The sequence below is a fragment of the Mesorhizobium sp. P2_A8 genome, assembly GCF_056404935.1.
Genome location: NZ_JBFUDB010000007.1, coordinates 284274 through 306446 on the forward strand (window position 1 = coordinate 284274; position 22173 = coordinate 306446).

Below are 22173 nucleotides of genomic sequence, written 5' to 3' on the forward strand. Positions count from 1 at the left end.
TCTCTCGCTGCGGTCTGCATCGCAGCCGCTGTCTCCTACTGGTTATGAGTCCGGACCCTAGCTCCAGCGGCGTTCAGGCCACCTCCGCCCGCAGCCAACGCTTCAGGCCGGCGATGTCGCCATCACCAATGGCGGCCGCCACGCGCCTGCCGACGGCGGCGCCGAACTTGTAGCCATGGCCCGAGCAGGCCGAGACGATCAGGCACTTGCCCTTTTCGTGCGCCATGAATTTCTCGTCGGCGGTGAAGGTGTAGGCGCAAGTGACGACCTCGGTCACCCGGTATTCATCGATGCGCGCGATCGGCGGCGAAAACAGGTTGCGGATCGCCTCGCCCTCGCCCGCCACCGGGTCACGGTTCCAGTCGGCGTCGCTGGTCGGCACCCTATGCAGCCCGGAACCGAACTTCATGCCGGCGCCGCCGGAGGGCGGGATCGCGTGACCGTCGACCGGGCCGCCGATATCGAGGACAACCGGCGCCACCTCCCAAGCCGCCTTGAGGTCGGCCGGCGGTTCGATATAGGCAAGTGCTGTTCGATAGGTTTTCAACTCGCCATCCAGTTCCGGAAACAGTTTCAGCACCCAGGCGCCGGCGGCGACGACGATGCGATCGGCCTGCATGGTTTCGCCGCTTTCGAGCACGATGTGACCAGCCTCGGCATCAACTTCGACGACCTTGCTGTTTTCGTAGACATTGGCGCCCGTGGCCCGCAGCCATCTGGCGAGGCCGGACGCGATCTTGCGGCAATGCAGCACGCCGCCTTCGGTCGAAAAATAGGCGTAGCGGAACGAGCCTGGCTCAAGGAACGGCCAGCGTTCAACAGCGGCATCCGGCTCCCGCAATTCGAACGGAAAATTCCCCTCCTCAAGGCCCTCGCGGTATTCCTCGGCCTCGTCGCCCGGCTCGCGCGAAATGCAGACAAAGCCGCGCGCATCAAGGTGGCTTTCGCCGAGATCGGCCCACATCTCGTCCCAGGCCTGATAGGCCTCGGTGATCAGCCGGCCATAGCCGGTTCCGGCCCGGTAGGCGCGGCGGATGATACGGTGATGGTCGCCGGATGCCGCCAACGGGTTGGGGATCGGGCCCTGCTCGACGATGGAAACGCTGTGGCCGGCCTTGACCAGCGACCACGCCGTGGAAAGACCGGCAATGCCCGCGCCGACAACGATCACATTCATCAGGTCAGTCTTTCCGCAGCCGCATCGGCTGGCTCAACGCATTGGGCTGCCAACGTTTTGCTCACTGGCCGCAACATACGGTCTGGAACCGGGCTGGCAAGCCGCGCTATTGGTCTGGCATGACCAAATTGACGCCACTCACCCCAGCCTTTGATCCAGCCACCCGCCGCCTTAGGCTTGACCCGCACGAGCCTGCCTTCTTCCAGGATCCGTACGAGGCCTATGCCTTTCTGCACGGCGCATCGAATGCGTTCTTCTGGGAAGAATTCGGCTTCTGGTGCTTTGGCGGCTTTGACGACGTCAGCAGGCTGCTGCGCGACCGCCGCTTCGGACGCCAGAACCCGGCCGGCATTCCCGACAGCCGCGGCGTTGGCAAGGACCGTAGCCATCTGAAGGCATTCGACGGAATCGAAGCCAATTCGATGCTGGAACTGGAGCCGCCGGTGCACACGCGGCTCAGAACGCTGGTCAACCGTGCCTTCGTCTCGCGTCAGGTCGAGCGGCTGCGGCCGCGTGTCGAAGCGCTCGCCAACGACCTGATCGACCGTTTCGAACCGGGCCAAGCCGTCGACCTCCTGCCCGCCTTCGCAGCGCCGCTGCCGATCACCATCATTGCCGAAATGCTCGGCGTGCCGGTCGAGATGGGGCCGCAACTGCTCGACTGGTCGCACCAGATGGTTGCCATGTATCTGCATGGCCGCACGCGCGAAACCGAGGAGACGGCCAACCGCGCCGCTGGCGAATTTGCCGATTTTCTGCGTGGCTATATCGCTGAGCGGCGCAGGAACCCCGGCGACGACCTTCTGTCGCTGCTGATTTCGGCGCAGGAGGACGGCCAGAAACTGTCGGAGGACGAGATGGTGTCCTCGGCGATCCTGCTGCTCAATGCCGGCCATGAGGCGACCGTGCATCAGACCGGCAACGCCGTCCGCTCGATCCTGGCGCAAGGCGGCGATGTCAGCCGCTTCTTCGGCTCACCGGAAGCGACAGCGGCAACAGTCGAGGAATGCCTGCGCTTCGACGCGCCGCTGCACATGTTCATGCGCTACGCCTATCAGGAAATCGAAATCGTCCCCGGCATCGTCGTGCAGCCGGGCCAGACGATCGGATTGCTGCTTGGCATGGCCAATCATGATCCGCGCGCCTTCGCCGACCCGCTCGCCTTCAGCCCGGATCGTGCGGACCAGAAGAACGTGTCTTTCGGCGCCGGCATCCATTTCTGCATCGGTGCGCCGCTCGCCCGGCTCGAATTGCAGGTGTCGCTGAAAACCTTGTTCGACCGGCACCCAAAGCTCCATCTTGCCGAACAGCCGCGCTTCCGCGACACTTACCACTTCCATGGGCTGGAAACGCTCGCCGTCGGCTTTTGACGATCGCGGGCCCGGGGCGGCGAATGAGGTTGTTTTCGAGATCGGCGACGGCGTTCGCAGTGGCATGGCTTTGCGCCTCGATGGGTTGCTTGGAAGCCGATGGCATCGCGAAATGATGGCCCGATACGGGTTTTCGGACAGCGACATCGATCGCGTCGTCTGATCCGGGTTGGATGCCTACAGCTTGATCACATACTCCTTGCGAGTCGTCTCAAGCACTTCCCAGCTTCCCTTAAACCCGGGCCTGAGCACAAAACTGTCGCCGGCCCGTACCATGCGCGCTTCGCCACCATCCTCCGCGATCACCGAAACACCGCACAGGATGTGGCAGAATTCCCATTCGTCGTAGACGATGCGCCACTTGCCCGGGGTCGATTCCCAGATGCCGGCATAGAGGCCGCCGTCCCGCTCCTCGACATTCCAGGTGCGGAATGTCGGATCGCCCGAGATCAGACGGTCTGGCGCCGGCGCGCCAGATTCGGGTTCGACGGTTTTGGTGTCGACGGAAAGAAACACGCTCATGATCGATCAGACCTTGGCAAGCGCCTGTTCGAGGTCGGCGATGATGTCGTTGACGTCCTCGATGCCGATGGAAAGCCGGACTGTGTCCGGACCGGCGCCAGCCTTGACCTTCTGTTCGTCGGAAAGCTGGCGGTGGGTGGTCGAGGCCGGGTGGATGACCAGCGACTTGGTGTCGCCGACATTGGCGAGGTGCGAGAACAGTTCGAGCGCCTCGACGAACTTGACGCCTGCGTCATAGCCGCCCTTGAGGCCGAAGGTGAACACGGCGCCGGCGCCTTGCGGCGAGTATCTCTTCTGCAGCGCGTTGTTCTTGTCGCTCGGCAGGCCGGGATAGTTCACCGAAGCGACCTTGGGGTGGTTGGACAACCAGGCGGCGACCGTCACCGCATTGTCGCAGTGGCGCTGCATGCGCAGCGGCAAGGTCTCCAGGCCGGTCAGGATGAGGAAGGCGTTGAACGGCGAGATCGCCGGGCCGAGGTCGCGCAGGCCAAGCACACGCGCGGCGATGGCGAAAGCGAAGTTGCCGAAGGTTTCGTGCAGGATGAGGCCGCCATATTCGGGGCGCGGTTCCGACAGCATCGGGTATTTGCCCGACTTCGACCAGTCGAACGTGCCGCCGTCGACGATGGCGCCGCCGATCGAATTGCCGTGGCCGCCGATGAATTTGGTCAGCGAATGGACGACGATGTCGGCGCCGTGCTCGATCGGTCGAATGAGGTACGGCGAGGCCAGCGTGTTGTCGACGATCAGCGGCAGGCCGTGCTTGCGGGCGATATCGCCGATCTTTTCGATGTCGACAAAGGTGCCGGCCGGATTGGCCAGGCTCTCGATGAAGATCGCCTTGGTCCGGTCGTCGATCTGGCTCTCGAAGGTCGAGATGTCATTGGTGTCGGCCCAACGCACCTCCCAGCCATAATTCTTGAAGGCATGGCCGAACTGGTTGATCGAACCGCCATAGAGCTTGTTGGCGGCGACGAAATTGTCGCCCGGCTGCATCAGATTGTGGAACACAATCACTTGCGCGGCATGGCCGGAAGCGACCGCAAGCGCCGCCGTGCCGCCTTCGAGCGCCGCGATGCGCTCTTCGAGCACCGCCTGCGTCGGGTTCATGATGCGGGTGTAGATGTTGCCGAAGGCCTTGAGCCCGAACAGCGAGGCGGCATGATCGGCATCGTCGAAGACGAAGGAGGTCGTCTGGTAGATCGGCGTGGCGCGGGCGCCGGTGGCCGGGTCGGGCTTGGCGCCAGCATGGACGGCGAGCGTATTGAAACCGGGCGTGCGGGTCATCGAAACCTCCCTTTTTGAAACTCTTGAAATGGCGGGGCATTCTTGGCGAAGCCCGGGCGCGAATGCAAAGAAGAAAATACCCTTCAGCGAACGATCCGCGGCCAAGGCGCGAGAAAATGCACTGCCTTACGGAATAATTTTTGCGTCTACTTCTGGCGAACGCCGAAACTCTGATATCCGGAGCGCATCAGCGGCTTCTTCGACGACAGCACGCCGGAATTGACGCCGGTCCAGCCGATCTCGCCGGACAGCTTGCCATATTCGATCTTGGGGCAGCGGTTCATCACCACCTTCATGCCGGCAGCTTCGGCGCGCGCGGCTGCCTCGTCATGGCGTACGCCAAGCTGCATCCAGAGGACTTTCGGCAAGGGATCGAGCCGCAACACCTCCTCGACAATGCCAGGCACTGCTGTCGCCCCGCGAAAAACGTCGACCATGTCGATCGGTCCGGGAACGTCAGCGATCCTGGCATAGGTCATCCGGCCGAGGATTTCCTTGCCGGCCTGGCCAGGGTTGATCGGGAACACCAAAAATCCCTTGGCCAGCAGATATTTCAGCACGAAGTAACTCGGCCGCACGTCATTGGCGGACGCGCCGACCATGGCGATGGTCTTCACCGAATTGAGGATCCCGGTGATGTAAGTGTTGTCGTAACTGTCGTGGTTCATGCGGCTTCCTGCGGTAGTGAAACGGCCGGACCTTCGCGGCAGGCCTGTTCGATGCGCCAATTGAGTTCGTCGTCAGTCACGCGTCATCCTCCCTCAGCGCTTCTTCCATAAAGGCCTGCGGATCGGAGCAGAAGTCGCGCATCATGCGAAAATGGTCGGTATCGCTGAAATCGGTCGGGTCGAGCCCGAAGCGGCTGATGCGGAACAGCCGCGCGCCGGGACAAGCCATCAGCAGCGGCGAATGCGTGGCCATGATGACTTGCGCGGTGCCCGACTGGTCCATGCGCCGCAGCATCTTGAGCAGTTCGATCTGGCGTGACGGCGAAAGCGCGCTTTCGGGCTCGTCGAGGATGTAGATGCCTTGCTTGCGGCAGCGTTCCTCGAAAAAGCGGATAAAACCCTCGCCATGCGACCAGGACAGGAAATCAGGAGGCGCCCCACCAGACTCCAACGCCGCCTGGTCGAGATAACGCGCGACGGCGTAGAAGGATTCGGCGCGAAAGAACCAGCCGGCGGTGACCTTCGGCAGCCAGTGGCCACGCAGCGTGTCGGCCAGTGCGGCACCGCTCTTGTCGATGGCGCCGGAATGGTCGACCGGCCTGTAACCTTTGCCGCCGCCCGCTTCGTCGTAGCCGGCAAGCGCGCCGATCGCCTCCAGCAGGGTCGATTTGCCGGTGCCGTTCTCGCCGACGATGATAGTGATCGGCGTGGTGAATTCGAGCTCGAAATCGTGGCCGCGAAACAGCGGCAGGTTCCAGGGATATTTTTCCCAATCCTCGACCCGCGCGGGATCGACCAGGATGCGCTTGAGATAGGGTGCCTTGAGCCGCGTCAGCTGCTTGCGGTAAGCCATCAGTCAGGCAGGGAAATCGTGCCGTCTTCCGCGATCGGAAAGGCCGGATTGTGCGCCACTTCCCAGACATGCCCATCGGCATCGGCGAAGTAACCATACCAACCGCCCCAAAAGGCGCGGCCGGCCGGCTTGACGATACGGCCGCCGGCTTTTTCCGCCATGGCGAGCACCTCGTCGACTTCGGCGTCGGAGCGGGTGTTGTAGGCGAGATAAACCGCCGACGGCGCCCCGGCGAAGGCGATGCCGGAATCCCCCTCGGCGCTGGCGCGCGGGAACAGGCCGAGAATGGCGCCGCCCATCTGGAAGAAGGCGACACCGTCGGTGATGCCGGCATGACGGGTAAGGCCCATCGCCTCGTAGAAACGCACAGCGCGGTCGAGATCGTCAGTCGCGATGGTAATGATGGAGATGCGCGGTTCCACGATTACTCGTCCGTCCATTCCGGCTTGCGCTTGCCGATGAAGGCGCCGATGCCCTCCTCGGCGTCACGCGCCAGCATGTTCTCGACCATGATCCGGCCGGTGTAGGCATAGGCGTCGGCCAGCCCCATCTCGGCCTGCTCGTAAAAGGCTTCCTTGCCGGTCTTGATCACCAAAGATGATTTGGAAGCAATGGTTTGCGCGTATTTGGTGACGATCTGATTCAGATATTCGCGCGGCACGACGCGGTTGACCAGGCCGAATTCCTTGGCGGTTGCCGCATCGATCGTCTCGCCGGTCAACAGCATCTCCATCGCATGCTTGCGCGAGACATTACGCGACAGCGCCACCATCGGCGTCGAGCAGAACAGGCCGATGTTGACGCCCGGCGTGCAGAAGGTCGCCTCATGCGAGGCGATCGCCAGGTCGCAACTGGCGACCAGTTGCAGCCCGGCGGCGGTGGCGAGGCCGTCGACTTCGGCAATCACAGGCACGGGATTACGCACGATCGCCTGCATCAGTTCGGCGCAAGCGGCGAACGTCTCTGCGAAGAAGGCCTTGCCACGATCGGCGTCGGCGCGCCGCGCAGTCATTTCCTTGAGATCGTGACCGGCGCAGAACACCTTGCCGGCTGCCGACAGCACGATGACGCGAACGGCCTTGTCGGCTTTGGCGCGCTTGAGTTCCGCCGTCAGCGCCGCCATCACCGCCAGCGACAAGGCGTTGGCGGGTGGATTGGCGAGCGTGAGGCGCAGCACGCCCTTGTTCAGTTGTGCGACAACCGGGCCGTCAATGGCGGCAGGCTTGATGGCAAGGATTTCAGCCATGGATAAGGTCTCCGCGATTCCGCTCGGGCTGGGAGAGTATCTAATATCGGATCGGCTTTCATCCAACATCCATCGCTTGCGCCAGGGGACGAAAGTGTTGCCAGAAATGCCGCGCTGCGTTCATACAGGCTGGCGCAAAACGAGAGGCCGACATGCCCGCCCAGACCAATCTCAAGCCCGTGCTGACCGCAGCGCAAGTCAATACCCTAATGAAGACCGTCTATCCGCAACTCAACGAGCAGTTCGCCTTCTATGAGGCGATCGACGTATTTCCGGGCGGTTGCACCGTGCGGCTCAATGCCGGCGAGCAGCACCTGCGTCCCGGCGGCACCGTGTCCGGCCCGTCGCTGTTCACGCTGGCCGACATTGGCGGCTACGTCTGCGTGCTTTCGCATGCCGGTCCGGACGCGCTTTCCGTTACCGTCAACCTCGACATCAACTTCGTCCGCAAGGCCGAGGCCGGGCCGATCGACGGCCATTGCCGCATCCTGAAGCTTGGCAAGAACCTGATGGTCTTCGACATCGACATCGTCGCCGGTCCCGACGGACACACGATCGCACATGCCACCGGCACCTATTCGATCCCACCGAAGCGAAATGGCGATGTGGTAAAATAATACCTTTTATCCAAAGTACTGTTTTTGCTACACTTTACCCGCTATCGGCCTTTTCAAGCGCCTTGACGCAGCAACTGCCCTCGCCTATAAGCCCTCACGAAGCAGCGGCCCGCAAAGGCCGCCGTTTTGTTATTGGCGGCGGGCAAGCGCTTTTCGCCAATCCAAGCAACAAGAAACGCCTTCCGTTGTGAAGGTCCGAACCGAAAGCAGAAACCATGACAACCTTTTCGCAGAAGCCTGCGGATGTGGTGAAGAAGTGGATCCTGATCGACGCCGAGGGTCTCGTCGTCGGCCGTCTCGCCACTGTCATCGCCAATCATCTTCGCGGCAAGCACAAGCCGACCTTCACCCCGCATGTCGACGACGGCGACAACGTCATCGTCATCAATGCCGACAAGGTGGTGTTCACCGGCAAGAAGTTCACCGACAAGGTCTATTACTGGCACACCGGCCACCCCGGCGGCATCAAGGAGCGCACCGCGCGCCAGCTGCTCGAGGGTCGTTTCCCCGAGCGTGTCGTCGAGAAGGCCGTCGAGCGCATGGTGCCGCGTGGCCCGCTCGGCCGTCGTCAGATGAAGAACCTGCGCGTCTATGCAGGTGCCGAGCATCCGCATGTCGCCCAGCAGCCCGTCGTGCTCGACGTGGCCAAGCTGAACGCCAAGAACAAGAAGGTCGCATAAGATGGCTGAGCTTTCCTCGCTCGCAGAACTGGGCGCCGCCACCGGCAACACCAACACCCAGCCGGCAGCCCCCGTCCACGTCCAGAAGCTCGACAAGTCGGGCCGCGCCTATGCCACCGGCAAGCGCAAGAACGCCATTGCGCGCGTCTGGGTGAAGCCCGGCTCGGGCAAGATCGTCGTCAACGACAAGGAATTCGCGACCTATTTCGCGCGTCCGGTCCTGCAGATGATCCTCAACCAGCCGATCATCGCCGCCAACCGCTCGGGCCAGTACGACATCGTCGCCACCGTCATCGGCGGCGGCCTCTCGGGCCAGGCCGGCGCGGTGCGTCACGGCATCTCCAAGGCGCTGACCTACTACGAGCCGACGCTGCGCGCCGTGCTCAAGAAGGGTGGCTTCCTGACCCGCGACAGCCGCGTCGTCGAGCGCAAGAAGTACGGCAAGGCGAAGGCCCGCCGCTCGTTCCAGTTCTCGAAGCGCTAAGCAGCTTCAGACAATCGAAAAGGCCGCCTCCGGGCGGCCTTTTTGTTTGGGACTCGGCAGTCACCCACTCGCGATTGCGGCACGACCTCCCCATCAAGGGGGTCGCGGCAGTTTCGCCGGCCGAGCAATCTGCGAAGTCCAGTAGCAGAGCAATGTTCGGAATACAGAGCGCGGCGCGCCCTACCTCCCCTCGATGGGAGGTAGGGCGCTGGGCGTAGCTCATGCCTAGCGGCAGGTCAGGACTTGCCGGCCTTGATGAAATCGATGAACGCCCGCAGCGGGGCCGGCACGAGGCGCCGGCCGGGATAATAGAGGAACGGCCCGGAAAAGTTCTGCCACCACGGTTCGAGAATGGGCTCAAGGGCGCCGCTGTCGAAGTGAGGACGAAGCCAGCCCTCGAAGAGGCCGATGATGCCGGTGCCGGCGATGGCCGCATCGACGGCCAGGTCGGTCGCGCCGCCGATCCGCACGATCAGCGGCCCCGTCGGGTCGACCCGGACCACCTCGCCGTTGCGCTCGAATTCCCATGGCAGCATCGCACCGCTGGCAAAGCGGCCGCGCACACAGGCGTGGCCGAGCAGGTCGCTCGGATGTTGCGGCCGCCCATGGCGATCGAGATAGGCGGGGCTGGCGGCAGTGGCGAAGCGTTGCACACGCGGTCCGATCGGCACCGCGATCATGTCCTGTTCCAGCCGCTCGTCGTAGCGGATGCCGGCGTCGCAGCCGGCCGCCAGCACATCGACAAAGTTCTCATCGGCGATCACCTCCAGCCGGATGCCGGGGAAGGCGGCTAGAAAACTCGGAACGATGTCGGGCAATATCAGCCGCGCGGCGCTGACCGGCACATTAAGACGCAACGAGCCCGCCGGTCTGTCGCGAAAGCCGTTCACCACGTCGAGGGCTGCCTCAACCTCCGACAGCGCCGGGCCAAGCCGTTCCAGCAGGCTGAGGCCCGCCTCGGTCGGGACAACGCTGCGCGTCGTGCGGTTGAACAGCCTGACACCGAGTTGCGCCTCGAGCCGACGCACCGCCTCGCTCAGGCCCGAGGCGCTGCCGCCGCTGGCACGCGCCCCGTCGCGGAAGCCGCCGGCGCGCGCCACCGCCACGAAGGCGTTCAGATCACCGAGGTCCATCATTGTTCGCTATTCCGCACGACCTGTGTGGATTGTACCTGATTATCACGAGGTTGAGCAGCGGCTATCTTCGTCTCCTCAAAGGAGATCAATTATGTCTGATATTCAACAGTCCGGCAGCTTCACCCTTGGCAGCCACACCGTTAAGCGTCTCGGCTATGGTGCCATGCAGCTCGCAGGACCCGGCGTATTCGGGCCGCCCAGGGACCATGACGCGGCACTGGCCGTGCTGCGCGAGGCAGTTCTGCAAGGGGTCGACCACATCGACACCAGCGACTTCTATGGCCCGCACGTGACCAACCGGCTGATCCGCGAGGCGCTGGCACCCTACCCCCGGAATCTGGTCATCGTGACCAAGATCGGCGCCAAGCGTGGCACGGATGGATCATGGCTGCCGGCCTTCTCCGCCGAAGCGCTGACCCAGGCGGTGCACGACAATCTGCGCAATCTCGGGCTCGATGTGCTCGACGTGGTCAACCTTCGGATCATGTTCGATACACATGGTCCCGCCGAAGGATCGATCGAAGCGCCGCTGACCGTGCTGGCCGAACTGCAACGGCAGGGCCTGGTCAGGCACATCGGACTGAGCAACGTGACATCGACGCAGATCAAGGAAGGACGCCGGATTGCCGAAATCGTCTGTGTGCAGAACCAGTACAATCTGGCGCATCGCGGCGACGACGCCCTGATCGACGACCTTGCCCGTGACGGCATCGCCTATGTGCCGTTCTTCCCGCTCGGCGGCTTCAACCCGCTACAGTCTTCGACGCTGTCCGATGTAGCGCAGCGCCTCGGCGCCACCCCAATGCAGGTCGCGCTCGCCTGGCTGCTGCGTCGCGGACCCAACATCCTGCTGATCCCCGGCACATCATCGGTCGCGCATCTGCGGGAGAACCTCAGTGCTGCCGAACTCGCCCTTTCGGACGATGTGCTCAGGGAATTGGATGGTATGGCGAGCGTCGCCGCGGCCTGACCAGTGGCGCTGCGATAGCAGTGTCCAACTGACGATCTTGAAAAGGCCGGCTGCGCGCGGCCTTTTCATTGAGCATTCTCATCCGGCGGCATGGTCCGCATCGCGGATAAAAAGGAACGCGCAGAGCGCCGAGCCGGCCACCGCAAGCGCCGAGGCCAGGAATGCCAGCCGCATTCCCTCGATGGTGCCCAGCGCCAACGCGGAGCCAAACAGCGCCACGCCGATCGCGCCACCCGACTGGCGCACGGTGTTGAGCACTCCGGACGCAGTCCCCGAAATCTCTGTCGGCACCGCGGACAGCAACGCCGTGGTCATGGCGGGAACGGCAAGACCAATCCCCACCGGCAGGAACAGCAGGCGCCACAGCAGCGACAGATACGATGTGTCTGCCTGGATCGACGCCATCAGGCCGAAACCGGCCGCGCCGATGGCCAGGCCGATCGCCATCGGCAATCGTGGGCCATAGTTTGCGGCAATGCGCCCGGCGGCGATGTTCGACACGGTGACGGCGGCCATGAACGGCAGGAAGGCGAGCCCGGTCATCTCGGGCGAAAAATGCCTTTCCTTTTGGAAATAGAGGCTGAGCATGAAGATCGTGCCGTAAAGCGTCAGGTTCACCGCGAGCCCGACGAGGCTCGTCACCGCCGGCACGCGGCTGGCAAACAGGCCGAGGGGAAACATCGGGGCCTTTGTCCTGCTCTCGACCAGCAGGAAGACGCTTCCGGCAATGGCCGCCAGCAGCAGTCCGCCAATCACCGGCACCGAAGTCCAACCCGAGGAGCCGGCTTCGATGAAGGCGCCGGTCAGCGCAAACAGCGTCAGCACGACAAGTCCCTGCCCGGCCCAGTCGATCGGCGGCCTCTCGGCCTTGAGCGGCGTTTCCTGGAGAACCCGGTAAGCCATCCAGATGGCGAGCGCGCCGATCGGCAGGTTGACCAGGAAAATGCTCTGCCAGCCAAGCGACGCGACCATGAAGCCGCCGAGCACCGGTCCAGCCGACAGGGCGATGCCGCCCGCCGCTGTCCACAGGCCAACGGCGCGCGCCCGGCGTGCCTTGTCGGAAGCGTAGGCGCGATTGAGGAGCGCCAGCGAACACGGCATCAACAAGGCAGCGCCGGCGCCTTGCACGGCGCGCGCCGCGATCAGCATCCATGCACTCTGTGCCAGGCCACAGGCCAGCGACGCAATGCTGAACAGCGCCATGCCACCAACGAAAACGCGGCGGGCGCCGATCCTGTCGCCAAGCGCGCCGCCGGCCAGCAGCAGCGAGGCGAACGCGAGCGTATAGGCGTCGACGACCCATTGCAGGCCGCCTATGCCCATCGAGAGTGCCGAACCGATCCTGTTAAGCGCAACATTGACGATGGAGACATCCAGCTGCACCACCACGAAGCCGAGACTGGTGGCGGCGACGGTGGCGGCATAGGCGAGATGGGCGGGGCGCTTGAAGAGCATGGTGTCGGACATGCCCATGGATAACGGCTTTTCACTGACACCGTTCCGTCAGCAGACACTGGCCCGCGACAATGTGCCGAAACCTCAGTCGCGGCAGGTCAATTGATGCTGGCGGTCGCGGCAGGTTCGATGCGCGGCTCGGCATAAGGCACGCGGTAGCCGTTGGCCGCCAGCCAATCGATGGCCGCTTTCGGCTCGTCGGTCTGGATGATGGTGGCGCCGCGATCGGCCCAGAAGCCCCAGGCTTCGCGCGGCAGGCTGGCCCGCACCGCCAGTTCGTCGCCGCGGCCGCCGGCCAGGAAGCCGCCCGGCTTGTTGACGATGGCGTATGTGTCGGCCCAGATGTGCCAGTTGCCACGCACGACAGCCGCGCGCATGCGCGTGCTGAACAGCGGTCCGCCGGTCTCGGTCAACGTCTCGGCGCCGGCCCGCCAGTTGATCAACTCGGTCGCGCGCGGCGAGAAGACGTGGTCGACTGTCTCGACGAAACCGGCATCATGCACCGCGTCGTCTGCAATGATCGGCATGAACTGGAAGCCGCCGCCGATGGCATCCATGGCGGCCTTCACCGTGGCAATCCGGGTGGAGTTCCACAGGTTCTCCTTGACGATGACCTGTTCTGCCATGCCGAGTTCGCGAGCCACCGCGATCATGCCAGAGAGGTCGCCGACATCGAGCTTGTTGTCGAGGTTGATGAGGATCCTGTCCCGGGTTGCCAGCAACATCTCGCGCAGCGTCGAAACCGTTTCACCCGATACCGCACCGGTGCCTTCGACCACCAGCCGGCAGGTCCTAAGTTCGGCCAATGTGTACTTGATCACCTCACCCTTGCAGGTCGTGGTGCGGTCGAGCCAGCTGTCGTGCATGACGACGAACTCACCATCCTTCGCGCGCCTGATGTCGACCTCGACGATTTCGGCGCCCATGGCGATCGAGCCTTCCACGGCCGCGATCGAATTCTCGGGATAGAGCGTCTTGCCGGCCTGCATGCTGCCGGCGCGATGCGCGGCCACCATGACGTGGTCGCGCCACTGGTTGGCGTGCTCGAAGCGGTCGAGAATCTGCCTGGCGCGGGTCTCGCCGGCCAGGGCCTGGCCAGAGGCGGCCGCAAGTGCCGCGGAAAGCAGAAGGCTTAGCCAGATGGTCCGCATCGAGAATCGCTCCTTGCCGGATCAAACCCGGATAGGCGATGCCCGTGACAGGCCGGTGAACGAAGCCGGCTAGCGGCTTCCCCCAACAGCTCGGGTTCAGATGCGTTTCGAGAGCCGGCGGAACCACGCCATGGCCGGCATTTCGACGAAGCGCCAGGTGATCCAGGAGGCTGCAATGGTGGCGACAAGCATGACGACGATCGCCACGGCCCCTGTCCAACCGGAACCAAAGCCCGTTGCGGGCTGGCCGCGCAGCACCAAGTCGTCGATCAGGCCCAGGCCAAGCTTGCGCTCGACGAGCCCGGCGACGTTGATCATGCGCGCCTGGACGAAGATGTGGACCATGTAGATGGAATAGGACAGCGCGCCGAGCGTCAGCATGAACGGCGTCCTCAGCAAGGCGCTGATCCAGCCGCCTTCATGGGCGAAGAGAAACAGCGCCAGCGCGAACACCAGGGGTGCCGCGATGCCGAAATCATTGTCGCCCGCCAGCGAGACAAAAAGCACGATGACGGCCACCATGACGATTTCGGCAAGGGTCCAGGCCCTGTGCGGGCTGCCCTTGGCCAGCGCCTGTCGCGCCCCTGCAATGGAATCATGCTGAAACCAGGCCAGCAAGGCACCGAGCGAGAAGCCGTACAGGCAGCGGATGAAGCCGAAATCGAAGGACACATCCATATGATGGGTCGAGAAGCCGAGCAGGAACAGCGGCGCGGTGACGGCAGCGCCGACGAACCATACCCAGGCGCGCGCGCCGGCGACGAACACCACGCCCGCAAACAGGAGGTAGGCGAAGAACTCGGCCGAAATGCTCCAGCTCGGCGCGTTCCAGGTCAATTGATCCTCGAAGCCGACGCCTTGCAGCAAGAGAAGGTTCGCAAGCAGACTCCTAGGGTCGAAACCGCCGGTGAAGGGAGCGGCCCCGGTGCCATGCAGTTGCGGCAGCACCAGCCGCAACAGCTCGAAGCCGACAAAGGCGGCAAGCATGAGCAGGTGCAGCGGGTAGATGCGGCCGAAACGGACTAGGGCGAAGCGCGCCACCTCTTCCGGCTGGCTCAGCCGGTTGCCGTAGCTGCTGGCGATGACGAAACCGGAAAGAACGAAGAAGAAGTCGACGAAAAGGTAGGACGAACCGATGAAGGCGCTTTGCGAAATCGTCGAACCGGTCGGGAAGTGAAACAGCGCCACCAGCAGCGCGCAGATGCCGCGCCACGAATCGAGAACCAGGAAGCGTTCGCCGGCGATCGTGCCTATGTGGGTCGACACAACGGGGCGGGGAGGATTAAGGAACGCGGTCTGCGTCATGATGATACAAATCCTGTTTTGCCATGGCACTTGAGGGGCGCCATTTCGTCTCCCCAAGCTGTGACTGGCATGTTGCGTGCCGGTTCTGTAGTTGTGGCACCCCGATGAAACCGAGGATCCGTAATGGCGACCAACAACATCGACCATGCCTTCACCGCCCGCTCCAAAACGGGCGCGGCCCTCGAGCCGACCTATTCCGGCGCGCTGTCGTTCATGCGGCGCAAATACACGAAGGACGTGAAGGGCGCGGACGCGGTGGTGTGGGGCATTCCCTTCGATGCCGCTGTCACCAACCGGCCCGGCGCCCGATTCGGACCGCAGGCTATCCGCCGCGCCTCGGCGATCCTCGACAACGACCCGCAATACCCGTTTTCACGCGATCTGTTCGAGCATCTCGCGGTGGTCGACTATGGTGACTGCCTGCTCGACTCAGGCAACCACCAGAAAACGCCCGGCACCATCGAGCGCGAAGCGGCGAAAATCCTGAAATCCGGCGCCTTCCTTTTGTCGCTTGGCGGCGACCATTTCGTCACCTGGCCGCTGCTCAAGGCGCATGCCGCCATCCACGGACCGCTCGCTCTGGTGCAGTTCGATGCCCATCAGGACACCTGGCCTGATGACGGCAAGCGCATCGATCATGGTTCCTTCGTCGGCCGCGCCGTCAATGAAGGCGTCATCGATCCCGACCGGTCCATCCAGATCGGCATCCGCACCCATGCGCCCGACACGTTCGGCATCAAGATCCTCTACGGCCATGAGATCGAGGAGATGCGCGCGTCCGACATCGCCTATGCCATCGTCGACCGCACCGGCGGCAGGAAGACCTATCTCACCTTCGACATCGACTGCCTCGATCCGGCCTATGCGCCGGGCACCGGCACGCCGGTTGCCGGCGGACCGTCCTCGGCAAAAATCCTGTCGACCCTGCGCCAGCTCAACCAGATCGATATTGTCGGCGCCGATGTCGTCGAGGTTGCGCCGGCCTATGATCACGCCGATATAACGGCGATCGCCGGCTCGATGGTGGCCATGCAGTATCTCGGCCTGCTGGCCGAACGAAAGGCCCGGCTTGAAGAGCTGAACAACGGCAACCACAACGGTGCCGCGGTGAATCACGGTCAGGGCATATAGTCTTGAAATATCAGGGAATTTGATCAGGCAATGAAACCGAAAATCTTCATCGACGGCGAGCACGGCACCACTGGTTTGCAGATCCGGGCGCTGCTTGCCGAGCGCGGCGATCTGGAGATCATCTCCATTCCAACCGAGCGCCGCAAGGAAACGGCGGCGCGGGCGGAGTTTCTCAATGCCGCCGATGTCGCGATACTGTGCCTGCCCGACGATGCGGCGAAGGAAAGTGTCTCGCTGATCGCCAACGACACCACCAAGGTCATCGATGCCTCGACCGCGCATCGCGTCGCCGAAGGCTGGGCGTACGGCTTCGCCGAGATGGACAAGGGACAGGCAAAGACGATCGCCTCGGCCAGGCGCGTCGCCAACCCCGGCTGTTGGCCGCAGGGACCGATCGCAACGCTGCGGCCGCTGGTCACCGCCGGCCTGCTGCCGGCGGATTTCCCGATCACGGTCAACGGCATTTCCGGCTATTCGGGCGGTGGACGGCCGATGATCGAGGACTATGTCGCCAAGGGCGAGGACGCCTTGGAGTTCCTGCCCTATGGCCTCACCTTGCAGCACAAGCACGTGCCGGAGTTGAAGGCCTATGCCAGGCTATCGCATGATCCGATCATGCAGCCGGCGGTCGGCAATTTCGCGCAAGGCATGATCACCGTGGTCCCGCTGCAGCTCGGTGGTCTCGCCCATATACCGACGGGTGCGGAGCTTCATGCGGCCATTGCCGACCATTTCGCCGCCATCAAGGGCGGTGTGGTCGAGGTGGCACCCTATGCGCATCTGGAGCGCGTGCCGGACATCGATCCGGAGATCTACAACGGCACCAACCGGATGAAGGTCTACGTCTTTGCCAACGACAAACGCGCGCAGGCTCTGCTGCTGGCGGTCTACGACAATCTCGGCAAGGGCGCCTCGGGTGCCGCCGTCCAAAACATGGACCTGATGCTCGGCCTCTGATGGACGCGCCAGCATTTCCGGCGCGCTGGAGGGTCAGCGCGCCTGAACTCATCGTCGAGACCTTTTCGAGCCGAATCTGGAAGGTGCGGCGCGAGGACGGTTCGCCGGCAATCGTCAAGGCGCTCAAGCCATTCGATGATGTCGCTGATGAATTGCGCGGCGAGCACTATCTCGCCTGGCGGCGCGGTGAAGGCTCGGTGCGCCTGCTCGGCCGCGACGGTCATAGCATGCTGCTCGAATATGCCGGTGAAACCCTGCTTCGGCAGGTTCTCGACGAACAGGGCGACAACGCCGCGACCGCAATCGCGGCGGATCTCTTGGCGAAACTGTTTTCGCCATCCAAGCACCCCTTCCCGCCCGAGCTTCAGCCGCTCAGGGAGCGTTTTTCAAGCCTGTTCAGGAAAGCCGCAACCGACCGCGACGCCGGCAATGGCACCATCTACGTCAAGGCCGCCATCATCGCCGATCGGCTGCTGGCCAATCCGCACGATATCAGGCCCCTGCATGGCGACCTGCACCACGACAACGTCCTGCATGGGCCGCGCGGCTGGCTGGCGATCGATCCGAAGGGCGTAATCGGCGATCCCGGCTTCGACGCCGCGAACATGTTCTACAACCCGCTCGACCGGGACGGGCTTTGCCTGGATCCTGAGCGCATCGCGTATATGGCAGAAGTCTTTGCCGGAACATTGGCCCAGACACCGCCCGCGATCCTTGATCATGCCATCGCCTATGGTTGCCTGTCGGCGTCCTGGCATCACGAGGACGACAATCTGGTCGAGGAGAACCGCGAGTTGTCGATCGCGGCGGCGATCCAGGCGGTGCGGGCAAGCTTCTGATCCGACCACTCGACCGGCGGCGGTAACGGCTTGTTCACCATGATGGCCTACTGACGTGGGCGTGGCTCCATCAGGGATTTGTCATGGTCAGCGCGATTTCAGGTTCCTCCCAGGCAACCCAGTATTCCTCTTCCAGTTCATCGAGCAATGCGGCCCAGGAGGCCGCGCTCGAAAAGCAGATCCAGGATCTGGAAGACCAGGCCAAGGCGATCAAGGATCAGGTCCAGGCCGCCCAGGTGCAGCAGGACATCGCCGTGGCCCAGGCCAAGCTTGACGCACTCAGGGCCGCCGACGCCGACAAGGCTGCCAAGGCCGCTCAGAGCCAATCAACGCCATCCGCCGCAGCTTTGCGCCAGGCGGAGTTCGACGGCGAGAAGACGACATCTTCAAACGAATTCTGGATGTAGCTGGCTGAACTCAGCTTCTAAGAGCTATTTCCGTCGGCAAGGGATAGGCACCCTTGGTACCGCGCCAATGCGCGGCGGCAAAGCCCAGCACAATGAGCGCAAACCCCTGATGGGTCAGCGCCATATGCAGCGGCACGTGCATCAGCAGCGTGCCGATGCCGATCGAGGCCTGCACCAGCACAGCCAGGAACAGCAGCGTCGCGCGGCGGGCATGCGTTGAGCCCGGCAGCCGCCGGCGCGTGGCGATCATGTGCCACAAGGCCACGATGAACAGCGTGTAGGCGCCGAGCCGGTGCACGAACTGCACCGTCTTGGGGCTTTCGAAGAAATTGCGCCACGCCGGCTCGAGGATCAGCAAATCACCCGGGACGATCTTGCCGTCCATCAGCGGCCAGGTGTTGTAGCTCAGGCCCGCGTCGAGCCCTGCGACCAGCCCGCCGAGATAGATCTGGATCAGCGCCAAAAGCACGATGAAGCCGGCCAGCCTTTGCGTCGACCGATCGGCGGCGGGTTCGGAATGCGGCGCCAGCCCCCGCGCCACGATCATGGTCGCGGTAAAGATCAGCGCGGCCAGCGTCAGATGGGTCGCCAGCCGGTACTGGCTGACCGAGACCCGGTCCACCAGGCCCGAGGCCACCATCCACCAGCCGATGGCGCCCTGCAGGCCGCCAAGCAAAAGGATGCCGGCGAGTTTCGGCCCCAGGCCGCGCTCGATGCGGCGCGTCGCCCAGAAGAACAGCAGCGGCAAGGCAAAGACCAGGCCGACGCTGCGCGCCAGAATGCGGTGCGCCCATTCCCACCAGAAGATCGACTTGAACGCCTCGATGCTCATGCCTTTGTTGAGTTCGGCATATTGCGGGATCTGCTGATAGAGCTGGAATTCCTCTTGCCACTCGGCGTCGTTCAGCGGCGGTATCACGCCGTGGATCGGCTTCCACTCGGTGATCGACAGGCCGGAACCGGTGAGCCTGGTGGCGCCGCCGACCAGCACCAGCGCAAACAGCACCAGAACCACGACATAGAGCCAGCCGCGCAGCAGTGCCCGGTTGTGCAGGTCGCGGTCGCGAGCCACGAATGGCGCGGCAGCTGATATGGCAGCCATGGTCTTGTCCCGGCAGGTTGGTTTGGCGGATTGGTGGACCATCGCACCCGTGCTGGCAAGACCAGGCGGCGCGGCACGCCGTCGCGCCGCGTCTCACCGGTTGCACAGGGTCGCGTCAAGGCCTATGCGAAGCCAACACCCTGAGCTTGCCGGGACCGAATTCCCGACAGCCTAGACCAGGAGGCCAACCATGCCCTTGCGCCTGAAAAAGCTGATCGGAGCGTTTCTGCTGGTGGCGCTGGTCATCGTCTATGCGCTGCTCGCATCGATCTTCGCGGTCGCCCGGCTGTCGGAGTCGGGCCCGTGGGTGCATTTCCTGTTCTTCCTGTTCAGCGGCCTGCTCTGGGTGCTGCCGGCGATGGGCATCATCAAGTGGCTGATGCTGGAGCCACCGGCGAAGCGCTGAAGCGGAACCCGGCCTGCTGCCGTCAGATGGTGACGACCATCTTGCCGGCGTTGGCGAGCGGCGTGGTCACGCCCGACAGCATGGTGCGGATGTGGGCGAGGCTCTGGTAGCGGCCGTTGACTGAAATGCGCGGCAAGGCATGCAGGAACCCGGCATGTTCGGCGCGCAGCACGCCGTGGCGCGTGGTCACGGCGGAGGTGTAGCCGGCGTCGCGGACAAAGCCCACTTCCCGGCAGCCCACCGCGCTGGCATAGCCATAGGGGTAGGCGAAATGGCTGGGCTTTTCGCCCAGTTCGGCCTGCAACATGTCGCTCACGGCACCGATCTCGTGTCGCGCATCGGTTTCGGAGAGCCGCTTCAGATTGCTGTGATTGATCGTGTGGGCGCCGATCGTCACCAACGGATGCGCGGCGATGCTGCGGATTTCGTTCCAGCTCATCAAGGTCCGCAGGCGCGGGCCGTCGGCGTCGACGCCATTCGAGCCAGCCAGGTCGCGCAGCACGGCCTGCAGCTCCTCCTCGCGGACTTCGGAGGTGAGATAGGCGTGCAGGCGTGCGTTGGCCTGCAATTTCTTCGCAGGGGTCGAGCAATCGATCGTCAGCAGACCATTCGGGCGCGTCAGGGTGAGGCTGTCGCGTGCGCTGACAACATCCTCGACCACATCCCACCACAGGTCGGCGGTGCCGTTGATCAGCCCGGGCGCGACATAGATGGTGATCGGCGCGCCGTGCTTCTCCAGCACCGGCAGCGCCTCGGTCATGTTGTCACGATAGGCGTCGTCGGCCGTGATGGTGGCGAACTCACCGCCCTTGCCGCCTGCCTTGATGCGCTCGACGGCTTCGTCCATGGAGACAAAAGCATAGCCGCTCGCCTTCATGTCTGCGATCACGGCGTCGAGAAAGCCGGGCGCGATGTTCAGATGCCGGTTGACGCTGTCGGGCTTTTCCGGCGTCGCGGTAACGCGGTGCAGCATCAATATGGCGCCAATGCCGCCGATGAACGGCTTGGCCAACGGTGCAAGACCGGTATAACGGGCGACGTTCAGCGCCAGTTTCCGGATTGCCTCGCCCCCGTCGATCATTCATTCACCTTTTGCGCCTAGGCTGAACCAAGCACGGAATGCGCCTACGCGAACCCCCAAATTGCGATCAATACGCCCTAAGGATTGAGGTATGGTTGACGCAACAGCGTCATTTGACGGCAATCGGCTTGCGGCGACCGAGTCGTCGCGCGCCTTGCCACGGCATCAGGCCGGCCTGTCGATTTCGGTGGTATCCGCGGAAGGACTGTCAGCCTACGGCGAGTTCTGCCGCTCGGCCCTGTTCGCGCCGGCCCAGAGTGCTGTCTGGATTCTGAACTGGGCCGGTCAGATCCAACCAAATCTGCTTGTCGCGACGCTCAACGTGGAAGGCAGGCCGGTTTTTGCGCTGGCCCTGGAGGTCACGGCGAAAGGTCCGTTCCGTGTCGCCCGTTTCATGGGTGGCCACCACGCCAATGGCAACTTCGTCGCCGCCGATCCGAACTGGCTGGCCAAGGCGGATGTTGCGTCCATCCGGTCGATGCTGGCGGCTATTGCCAAGGCACGTCCGGACATCGATCTCATCGCGCTGGAGCGGTTGCTGCCCGATCTCGATGGCGTCGCCAATCCCTTCGCCTTGCTTGACCACTTTGCCAGTCCCAATTTGTCGCTGGCCGTTGACCTCGCCGGCGGCTTCGACGCGCTGCTTTCCCGCGCCAGCGGCAAACGAAAGCGCAAGAAGCACCGCTCGCAGATGCGCAAGTTCGATGCCGTCGGCAGCCATAGCCGCATCGAAGCGCGCACGGCGGACGAGGTGGACAGGCTGCTCGATGCCTTTTTCGAGATGAAGGAACTCCGTTTTCGCAAGATGGGCATCGCCAACGTCTTCGGCGACGAGCAGGTGCGCGCCTTCTTCCGTGCGCTGTTCACGGACGCGCTTGCCGAGGACAAGCCCTCCTTCGTGCTGCATGGGCTCGAAGTTGCCGGCAAGCTCCGCGCCATCACCGGGTCAAGCCGCTCGGGCAAGCGCCTGATCTGTGAGTTCGGCGCCATCGCCGAGGACGATCTCGGCCATACCAGCCCCGGCGACTTCCTGTTCTTCGACAACATCCAGGAAGCCTGCGAGACCGGCATCCAGGTCTACGACTTCTCCGTCGGCGACGAGCCTTACAAGCGGCTATGGTGCGATATCGAAACCCAGCAGTTCGAGGTGCTGATCCCCTTGACGCTGAAGGGCCGCGTGCTGGCGCTGACGCTTCGGCAAGGCGCTGGGATCAAGGCCTTCATCAAGAACAGCCCGACGATCTGGAAGCTGACGAAGATGCTGCGCCGCAAGGCCGTAGGGCAGGCAGCGCCAGCAGCCTCGGGCGCGGAGGATGAGAGCTAGTTAGC

Annotated in this window: 24 protein-coding genes; 11 read left to right on the top strand and 13 right to left on the bottom strand. The window is 63.6% G+C overall.

Annotated elements, in window-relative coordinates:
- Window positions 1–73 precede the first annotated feature (73 nt).
- Entirely contained in the window at window positions 74–1177 is a 1104-nt protein-coding gene (locus AC1D10_RS21915; protein ID WP_477275492.1) for an NAD(P)/FAD-dependent oxidoreductase, read from the bottom strand.
- 119 nt (window positions 1178–1296) lie between these two features.
- Here AC1D10_RS21915 and AC1D10_RS21920 point away from each other — a divergent pair, with 119 nt between their 5' ends.
- Window positions 1297–2547: a cytochrome P450 gene (locus AC1D10_RS21920; protein ID WP_477275494.1), complete on the top strand. Its 1251-nt coding sequence runs from the start codon at window positions 1297–1299 to the stop codon at window positions 2545–2547.
- A 177-nt stretch (window positions 2548–2724) separates the two neighbouring features.
- Here the strand turns inward: AC1D10_RS21920 and AC1D10_RS21925 are convergent, their stop codons facing one another.
- The 6 genes from AC1D10_RS21925 to AC1D10_RS21950 form a co-directional block, all read right to left on the bottom strand.
- Window positions 2725–3069: a cupin domain-containing protein gene (locus AC1D10_RS21925; protein ID WP_477275496.1), complete on the bottom strand. Its 345-nt coding sequence runs from the start codon at window positions 3067–3069 to the stop codon at window positions 2725–2727.
- A gap of 6 nt (window positions 3070–3075) precedes the next feature.
- Entirely contained in the window at window positions 3076–4356 is a 1281-nt protein-coding gene (locus AC1D10_RS21930) for an O-acetylhomoserine aminocarboxypropyltransferase (protein ID WP_379095038.1), read from the bottom strand.
- A gap of 146 nt (window positions 4357–4502) precedes the next feature.
- Window positions 4503–5024: a CoA-binding protein gene (locus tag AC1D10_RS21935; RefSeq protein WP_477275499.1), complete on the bottom strand. Its 522-nt coding sequence runs from the start codon at window positions 5022–5024 to the stop codon at window positions 4503–4505.
- A 76-nt stretch (window positions 5025–5100) separates the two neighbouring features.
- The gene (locus AC1D10_RS21940) at window positions 5101–5877 is read right to left on the bottom strand and encodes an AAA family ATPase (protein ID WP_477275501.1); all 777 of its coding nucleotides are present in this window, start codon (window positions 5875–5877) and stop codon (window positions 5101–5103) included.
- Window positions 5877–6299, bottom strand: coding sequence for a VOC family protein (locus tag AC1D10_RS21945; RefSeq protein ID WP_477275503.1), 423 nt, complete (start codon window positions 6297–6299; stop codon window positions 5877–5879). The genes AC1D10_RS21940 and AC1D10_RS21945 overlap by 1 nt, the downstream gene beginning before the upstream one ends.
- A 2-nt stretch (window positions 6300–6301) precedes the next feature.
- Window positions 6302–7123, bottom strand: a complete 822-nt coding sequence (locus tag AC1D10_RS21950; protein WP_477275505.1) for an enoyl-CoA hydratase — start codon at window positions 7121–7123, stop codon at window positions 6302–6304.
- A 152-nt stretch (window positions 7124–7275) separates the two neighbouring features.
- Here AC1D10_RS21950 and AC1D10_RS21955 point away from each other — a divergent pair, with 152 nt between their 5' ends.
- The 3 genes from AC1D10_RS21955 (at window position 7276) to rpsI (ending at window position 8904) form a co-directional block, all read left to right on the top strand.
- A complete protein-coding gene (locus AC1D10_RS21955; protein WP_477275507.1) occupies window positions 7276–7740 on the top strand; it encodes a PaaI family thioesterase in 465 nt (154 codons plus the stop codon).
- A 215-nt stretch (window positions 7741–7955) separates the two neighbouring features.
- The gene (gene rplM, locus AC1D10_RS21960; RefSeq protein WP_013532205.1) at window positions 7956–8420 is read left to right on the top strand and encodes a 50S ribosomal protein L13; all 465 of its coding nucleotides are present in this window, start codon (window positions 7956–7958) and stop codon (window positions 8418–8420) included.
- A gap of 1 nt (window position 8421) precedes the next feature.
- Complete coding sequence (gene rpsI / locus AC1D10_RS21965; protein WP_111545698.1) at window positions 8422–8904, top strand: 30S ribosomal protein S9; 483 nt, start codon at window positions 8422–8424, stop codon at window positions 8902–8904.
- Window positions 8905–9140: 236 nt separating this feature from the next.
- Here rpsI and AC1D10_RS21970 read toward each other — a convergent pair whose 3' ends face one another.
- Complete coding sequence (locus tag AC1D10_RS21970) at window positions 9141–10040, bottom strand: LysR family transcriptional regulator (RefSeq protein ID WP_477275510.1); 900 nt, start codon at window positions 10038–10040, stop codon at window positions 9141–9143.
- 91 nt (window positions 10041–10131) lie between these two features.
- On the opposite strand from AC1D10_RS21970, the gene AC1D10_RS21975 reads away from it, so the two are divergent.
- A complete protein-coding gene (locus AC1D10_RS21975; protein ID WP_477275512.1) occupies window positions 10132–11010 on the top strand; it encodes an aldo/keto reductase family oxidoreductase in 879 nt (292 codons plus the stop codon).
- 78 nt (window positions 11011–11088) lie between these two features.
- Here AC1D10_RS21975 and AC1D10_RS21980 read toward each other — a convergent pair whose 3' ends face one another.
- From AC1D10_RS21980 to AC1D10_RS21990, 3 genes are all read right to left on the bottom strand, one after another.
- Window positions 11089–12483: an MFS transporter gene (locus AC1D10_RS21980; RefSeq protein WP_477275514.1), complete on the bottom strand. Its 1395-nt coding sequence runs from the start codon at window positions 12481–12483 to the stop codon at window positions 11089–11091.
- 80 nt (window positions 12484–12563) lie between these two features.
- Window positions 12564–13616: a glycerophosphodiester phosphodiesterase family protein gene (locus AC1D10_RS21985; protein ID WP_477275516.1), complete on the bottom strand. Its 1053-nt coding sequence runs from the start codon at window positions 13614–13616 to the stop codon at window positions 12564–12566.
- Between the two features lie 96 nt (window positions 13617–13712).
- Entirely contained in the window at window positions 13713–14921 is a 1209-nt protein-coding gene (locus tag AC1D10_RS21990; RefSeq protein ID WP_477275518.1) for an acyltransferase family protein, read from the bottom strand.
- 123 nt (window positions 14922–15044) lie between these two features.
- Here AC1D10_RS21990 and speB point away from each other — a divergent pair, with 123 nt between their 5' ends.
- The 4 genes from speB to AC1D10_RS22010 all read left to right on the top strand — a co-directional run bounded on the left by speB (window position 15045) and on the right by AC1D10_RS22010 (window position 18255).
- Window positions 15045–16052, top strand: coding sequence for an agmatinase (speB, locus tag AC1D10_RS21995; RefSeq protein WP_477275520.1), 1008 nt, complete (start codon window positions 15045–15047; stop codon window positions 16050–16052).
- A 30-nt stretch (window positions 16053–16082) separates the two neighbouring features.
- Window positions 16083–17009: an N-acetyl-gamma-glutamyl-phosphate reductase gene (gene argC, locus AC1D10_RS22000; protein ID WP_477275522.1), complete on the top strand. Its 927-nt coding sequence runs from the start codon at window positions 16083–16085 to the stop codon at window positions 17007–17009.
- Entirely contained in the window at window positions 17009–17848 is an 840-nt protein-coding gene (locus AC1D10_RS22005; protein WP_477275524.1) for an aminoglycoside phosphotransferase family protein, read from the top strand. The genes argC and AC1D10_RS22005 overlap by 1 nt, the downstream gene beginning before the upstream one ends.
- A gap of 83 nt (window positions 17849–17931) precedes the next feature.
- Window positions 17932–18255, top strand: coding sequence for a hypothetical protein (locus AC1D10_RS22010; protein ID WP_378925484.1), 324 nt, complete (start codon window positions 17932–17934; stop codon window positions 18253–18255).
- A 10-nt stretch (window positions 18256–18265) separates the two neighbouring features.
- Here the strand turns inward: AC1D10_RS22010 and AC1D10_RS22015 are convergent, their stop codons facing one another.
- On the bottom strand, window positions 18266–19357 hold the full coding sequence (locus AC1D10_RS22015; protein ID WP_477275526.1) for a COX15/CtaA family protein: 1092 nt from the start codon (window positions 19355–19357) through the stop codon (window positions 18266–18268).
- 190 nt (window positions 19358–19547) lie between these two features.
- Between AC1D10_RS22015 and AC1D10_RS22020 the strand changes: the two genes are divergently transcribed.
- Window positions 19548–19763: a DUF2842 domain-containing protein gene (locus tag AC1D10_RS22020; protein ID WP_477275528.1), complete on the top strand. Its 216-nt coding sequence runs from the start codon at window positions 19548–19550 to the stop codon at window positions 19761–19763.
- A 22-nt stretch (window positions 19764–19785) separates the two neighbouring features.
- Here AC1D10_RS22020 and AC1D10_RS22025 read toward each other — a convergent pair whose 3' ends face one another.
- Complete coding sequence (locus AC1D10_RS22025) at window positions 19786–20844, bottom strand: polysaccharide deacetylase family protein (RefSeq protein ID WP_477275530.1); 1059 nt, start codon at window positions 20842–20844, stop codon at window positions 19786–19788.
- A gap of 91 nt (window positions 20845–20935) precedes the next feature.
- Here AC1D10_RS22025 and AC1D10_RS22030 point away from each other — a divergent pair, with 91 nt between their 5' ends.
- Window positions 20936–22168: a GNAT family N-acetyltransferase gene (locus AC1D10_RS22030; protein ID WP_477275532.1), complete on the top strand. Its 1233-nt coding sequence runs from the start codon at window positions 20936–20938 to the stop codon at window positions 22166–22168.
- The last annotated feature ends 5 nt before the right edge of the window (window positions 22169–22173 follow it).

Excerpts from the sequence above, each read along its gene's own strand:
- AC1D10_RS22015 (WP_477275526.1), bottom strand. The coding sequence starts at position 19,357 with ATGGCTGCCATATCAGCTGCCGCGCCATTCGTGGCTCGCGACCGCGAC.
- AC1D10_RS22005 (WP_477275524.1), top strand. The coding sequence starts at position 17,009 with ATGGACGCGCCAGCATTTCCGGCGCGCTGGAGGGTCAGCGCGCCTGAA.
- AC1D10_RS21920 (WP_477275494.1), top strand. The coding sequence starts at position 1,297 with ATGACCAAATTGACGCCACTCACCCCAGCCTTTGATCCAGCCACCCGC.
- AC1D10_RS21915 (WP_477275492.1), bottom strand. The coding sequence starts at position 1,177 with ATGAATGTGATCGTTGTCGGCGCGGGCATTGCCGGTCTTTCCACGGCG.
- AC1D10_RS22020 (WP_477275528.1), top strand. The coding sequence starts at position 19,548 with ATGCCCTTGCGCCTGAAAAAGCTGATCGGAGCGTTTCTGCTGGTGGCG.
- AC1D10_RS21980 (WP_477275514.1), bottom strand. The coding sequence starts at position 12,483 with ATGGGCATGTCCGACACCATGCTCTTCAAGCGCCCCGCCCATCTCGCC.
- AC1D10_RS21955 (WP_477275507.1), top strand. The coding sequence starts at position 7,276 with ATGCCCGCCCAGACCAATCTCAAGCCCGTGCTGACCGCAGCGCAAGTC.
- rpsI (WP_111545698.1), top strand. The coding sequence starts at position 8,422 with ATGGCTGAGCTTTCCTCGCTCGCAGAACTGGGCGCCGCCACCGGCAAC.
- AC1D10_RS21930 (WP_379095038.1), bottom strand. The coding sequence starts at position 4,356 with ATGACCCGCACGCCCGGTTTCAATACGCTCGCCGTCCATGCTGGCGCC.
- AC1D10_RS21925 (WP_477275496.1), bottom strand. The coding sequence starts at position 3,069 with ATGAGCGTGTTTCTTTCCGTCGACACCAAAACCGTCGAACCCGAATCT.
- argC (WP_477275522.1), top strand. The coding sequence starts at position 16,083 with ATGAAACCGAAAATCTTCATCGACGGCGAGCACGGCACCACTGGTTTG.
- AC1D10_RS21935 (WP_477275499.1), bottom strand. The coding sequence starts at position 5,024 with ATGAACCACGACAGTTACGACAACACTTACATCACCGGGATCCTCAAT.
- AC1D10_RS21940 (WP_477275501.1), bottom strand. The coding sequence starts at position 5,877 with ATGGCTTACCGCAAGCAGCTGACGCGGCTCAAGGCACCCTATCTCAAG.
- speB (WP_477275520.1), top strand. The coding sequence starts at position 15,045 with ATGGCGACCAACAACATCGACCATGCCTTCACCGCCCGCTCCAAAACG.
- AC1D10_RS22010 (WP_378925484.1), top strand. The coding sequence starts at position 17,932 with ATGGTCAGCGCGATTTCAGGTTCCTCCCAGGCAACCCAGTATTCCTCT.
- AC1D10_RS22025 (WP_477275530.1), bottom strand. The coding sequence starts at position 20,844 with ATGATCGACGGGGGCGAGGCAATCCGGAAACTGGCGCTGAACGTCGCC.
- AC1D10_RS21985 (WP_477275516.1), bottom strand. The coding sequence starts at position 13,616 with ATGCGGACCATCTGGCTAAGCCTTCTGCTTTCCGCGGCACTTGCGGCC.
- rplM (WP_013532205.1), top strand. The coding sequence starts at position 7,956 with ATGACAACCTTTTCGCAGAAGCCTGCGGATGTGGTGAAGAAGTGGATC.
- AC1D10_RS21975 (WP_477275512.1), top strand. The coding sequence starts at position 10,132 with ATGTCTGATATTCAACAGTCCGGCAGCTTCACCCTTGGCAGCCACACC.
- AC1D10_RS22030 (WP_477275532.1), top strand. The coding sequence starts at position 20,936 with ATGGTTGACGCAACAGCGTCATTTGACGGCAATCGGCTTGCGGCGACC.
- AC1D10_RS21950 (WP_477275505.1), bottom strand. The coding sequence starts at position 7,123 with ATGGCTGAAATCCTTGCCATCAAGCCTGCCGCCATTGACGGCCCGGTT.
- AC1D10_RS21990 (WP_477275518.1), bottom strand. The coding sequence starts at position 14,921 with ATGACGCAGACCGCGTTCCTTAATCCTCCCCGCCCCGTTGTGTCGACC.
- AC1D10_RS21970 (WP_477275510.1), bottom strand. The coding sequence starts at position 10,040 with ATGATGGACCTCGGTGATCTGAACGCCTTCGTGGCGGTGGCGCGCGCC.